This window comes from Flavobacteriales bacterium (assembly GCA_013214975.1).
In the GTDB taxonomy this organism is placed as follows: Bacteria; Bacteroidota; Bacteroidia; order DT-38; family DT-38; genus DT-38.
The window spans coordinates 1-3,211 of sequence record JABSPR010000252.1 but is presented as its reverse complement, the minus strand read 5'-3'; the positions used below and the strand labels follow the sequence as shown (position 1 = coordinate 3,211).

Below are 3,211 nucleotides of genomic sequence, written 5' to 3'. Positions count from 1 at the left end.
CATCTCGAATATGCATCCGATGCCAATTCTATACTTACTGTTGTAGATGCTTTGGGAAGAGTTGTAACACGTAAGGAATTACCAAATAATTCAGAACTCACTACTATCGACTTATCTAATTTTGAAAATGGGATTTATTCCATCTTCATCCGTTCTAACGAGGAAGTGTACACGACAAGAGTTTGTTTATCCCATTAAAACTTCAATCATGAAAGTTCTAACACTATTAATTATTCTGGTATTTCCGATTATCTCTTCTGCACAACTCTTTCAGCTAGACTTTGAAGACACTACTGTTAACATCGTTAGCCCTGTTACAACTGATTTTACAGGAATATTTACAAGCTCTTCAACAATCAACGAGGAGTTCTCCATGAAAATATATGATGTGATCTTCCCATCTGGATGGACTTTCCAAATGTGCGATCCTCAGATTTGCCATCCTATAGGAACTGGATTTTCAAATTTTCTAATGCTTCCTAATTCAGCAGCCATACTTTACGTGAAAATAATTCCTGGTTCTGTCTACGGCACTGGAACTTTAAAAGTGGAAATAAGCGATGACAATAGTAGTTATGAGGAAATTAGAACACTACAGCTTTCAATAGGAGCTACTGCAATAGAAGCTAACGTACTATCTAATTCAACAATAGTATCAGAATCATGGTCTGATTTGGCTGGTAAAAAGTATGATAAACTACCAACGTTAAGTGGTCTTTATATACACATAAAACGCTTTTCAGATTGCTCGGTTCAGGTTAATAAAATAGTTATATCTAACTATTAAGATATAGAATCATCGGTTGAAGTTCCAATATAGTCTTCCCGAAAAATGTAGCCTCCTCTGTACGTCTCCAAACAAACCTGGACTTTTCGGATAGAAAAATAAGATAACGGTTTGAATAACTCTAGTCACCTACTGTACTTTTCATGCTTGCCGACCACCACCGTGTTATCTGTATTTCTGGAATAGCTCAGAGGTACAAATCTACCCTTGCTATTAATAGGACGAAGAATCTCAGCCTGTGGAAAACAGCAACCTTTGCAGATAGCTTCCTTTACTAGGAGTCATATGCAAAATAATCTGTTTTTGTTATTTGTTTCGTTTCGTAACGATTATTGTTTCACAATCTTCTTATTGAGTATTTGATCGCCCATTTGTACGCTAACAATGTAAATACCCCTATCGCTAATGTCGATGCTGAACTGGTTGCCCGTAATGGTACTAACAAATACTTGCTTGCCCATTACATTGAAGACGGTAACATGTGCCAACTCTTCATTGTTATCCAATTCCAATTGAAACTTCCCATTGTTAGGGTTGGGGAGGACTTTTAGTTGAGAATTAGCATCTTCATCAATAAAGTTTCCTGACTTTTTTTCTTGTGATGATTCATATTGAGAAATAATAAAAGCATAATCGTGTGAGGTTGCATCAGTCATATAAGGTGCTGTTATTGTTAATTCTCCCGTTGCATTCGCATTCAATTGAGTTTCGTTATTGGTAATTCCTAAACTGATTAAATTTGAGTTAGAAATACCGGAAGGATTATTTGTTCTATCAGTGTAGAACCATTGAACTTGATAAGTTGCAAGGGCTGCCAAACTTAATACTTCAAAAGTTGGTCTACTAACTGAGGAACCATACTGTTCTACATAGTTGATAGTATCATCCTGTAAGTCTGAATTGCCATTGCCGTCATACAAATATTTACCACGAGATCTGCTTTAGCCAGTACTTTACCTTCTAACTCCTGTTTTTCTGAAGTATCAGACCCCATAGCTGTAATGTGTGTGTGTGTGTGTGTGTGTACCCCGCAGTAATTGTTCCTCTTTCTTTTTCTTCGTCAGTCAATGAAAGAAGTTTATTCATACTTCCCCGGGCTTTAAATGAGCCAGTATATTGCTCACTTTCCAGTTTTAAGTAGACCTTCCCCTCGATCAACTTGCTCAACTCTTTCGACTCAATTAATGGCGTTCTTAAAATGAATAGCCTGATTCTTTCTTCAGCTAATTCTATTTCTCTGATTATATCCATTTTATTTCGTGTTTGAATTTTATTTTTTCTGCTTGTACTTTTGCACACTATTTTTGGAGTAATCATCTAAGTGATATCTTAATGAAGCTCCCCGAGGCAGAGCCATCGAGGTATCTCAGAACAAATTAAGTTGTTCTTTATGTAAATTATGATATTCTTTTTCCATTCCTTGGTTTTTCACATAAGCTCGTATCACTTCTTCATTTGAAGATTGACCAACCGTATTAGCGTAAAAACCACCTGTCCAAAAAAATCCACCCAAAAGCTTTACTTTAAGATCAGGATGACGTAAAAACAATTGTTTTGCCGTAATACTTTTCAATAATGTTACAATTTTTGAAACTGAATATGATGGAATACTCTGAATCAAGAAATGAACATGGTCACTTTCATATCCAATTTCAATGAATTGTAATTCATAACGATAGCTGATTTCTATACAAATCTCTTTCAAACTTTCTCCCACAGGCTTACTTATTGCTTTTCGCCTATATTTCAACGGGAAAACAAAATGATAAAGCAGAAGCGTTTTATTATGACTTTTAATATATGTTCACTCACATATCAAAACTTAAATTCCAACTTGAAAACCTGCCGTTTTTCAAACTTTTCCGCTAGACCCCGAGGCAGAGCCTCGGAGAATTCTTTCTGATTAAAAAGTAGCGATAGCATTGTAATCATAAGTCATCAAACGCTTAAAAAATATAGATTTAATGTGTGCGATAGCCTTGGTCAAGTCATCAAAAGACCCTCTTTGCTTTCTACTGGCACTATTAATCCAGACATTATTGTTAAGAGAGTATTATTGACTGGCTGAAGAACAGACGAATGTTTTAATTTTCGGTTTATCTTCAGAAGTTAAAGTATCAGGAGGTTCTGCGTGCTTTAATCCATAGCATATTAATGTATAACGGTGGGAAACTAGATTATTTGGACATTTGCTTTGAATGCAACAATTTTACATACTCAATAGAACCGAACACCTTAAGACTATCGCAGGAACACTGGATGAATTTAATTTCATCCATGAACTTATTAGGTCTTATTAAAGAATATTTTAATTACGACGGACAAGAAGAAGTGTGTGTGATTGCATTCAATTAAGATAATCCTACAAAAAAAAGGGCTGCTCTTTCGAACAACCCTCTATCTAATATATAAGTCTTAATTTCT

6 protein-coding genes are annotated in these 3,211 nt (G+C 35.3%); 2 read left to right on the top strand and 4 right to left on the bottom strand.

From position 1 onward, the window contains the following. Together HRT72_08225 and HRT72_08220 are read left to right on the top strand one after the other, a co-directional pair. The coding region (locus HRT72_08225; GenBank protein ID NQY67695.1) for a T9SS type A sorting domain-containing protein at positions 1-198 on the top strand (198 nt) is incomplete at its 5' end. 10 nt (positions 199-208) lie between these two features. Beyond that, entirely contained in the window at positions 209-787 is a 579-nt protein-coding gene (locus HRT72_08220) for a hypothetical protein (protein NQY67694.1), read from the top strand. A gap of 329 nt (positions 788-1,116) precedes the next feature. On the opposite strand, the gene HRT72_08215 is transcribed toward HRT72_08220, so the two are convergent. The 4 genes from HRT72_08215 to tnpA all read right to left on the bottom strand — a co-directional run bounded on the left by HRT72_08215 (position 1,117) and on the right by tnpA (position 2,585). Further along, positions 1,117-1,707 carry a T9SS type A sorting domain-containing protein gene (locus HRT72_08215; protein NQY67693.1) on the bottom strand — a complete coding sequence of 197 codons (591 nt, stop codon included), beginning with the start codon at positions 1,705-1,707 and terminating at the stop codon, positions 1,117-1,119. Continuing rightward, complete coding sequence (locus tag HRT72_08210; protein NQY67692.1) at positions 1,653-1,781, bottom strand: hypothetical protein; 129 nt, start codon at positions 1,779-1,781, stop codon at positions 1,653-1,655. The genes HRT72_08215 and HRT72_08210 overlap by 55 nt, the downstream gene beginning before the upstream one ends. Then, on the bottom strand, positions 1,748-2,038 hold the full coding sequence (locus HRT72_08205; protein NQY67691.1) for a pyridoxal-phosphate dependent enzyme: 291 nt from the start codon (positions 2,036-2,038) through the stop codon (positions 1,748-1,750). The genes HRT72_08210 and HRT72_08205 overlap by 34 nt, the downstream gene beginning before the upstream one ends. Before the next feature lie 115 nt (positions 2,039-2,153). Next, complete coding sequence (tnpA, locus tag HRT72_08200; GenBank protein ID NQY67690.1) at positions 2,154-2,585, bottom strand: IS200/IS605 family transposase; 432 nt, start codon at positions 2,583-2,585, stop codon at positions 2,154-2,156. Positions 2,586-3,211 lie beyond the last annotated feature (626 nt).

Bases quoted from the DNA above. Each gene is read 5' to 3' on its own strand.
- HRT72_08220 (NQY67694.1), top strand. From the start codon at position 209: ATGAAAGTTCTAACACTATTAATTATTCTGGTATTTCCGATTATCTCT.
- HRT72_08210 (NQY67692.1), bottom strand. From the start codon at position 1,781: ATGGGGTCTGATACTTCAGAAAAACAGGAGTTAGAAGGTAAAGTACTG.
- HRT72_08205 (NQY67691.1), bottom strand. From the start codon at position 2,038: ATGGATATAATCAGAGAAATAGAATTAGCTGAAGAAAGAATCAGGCTA.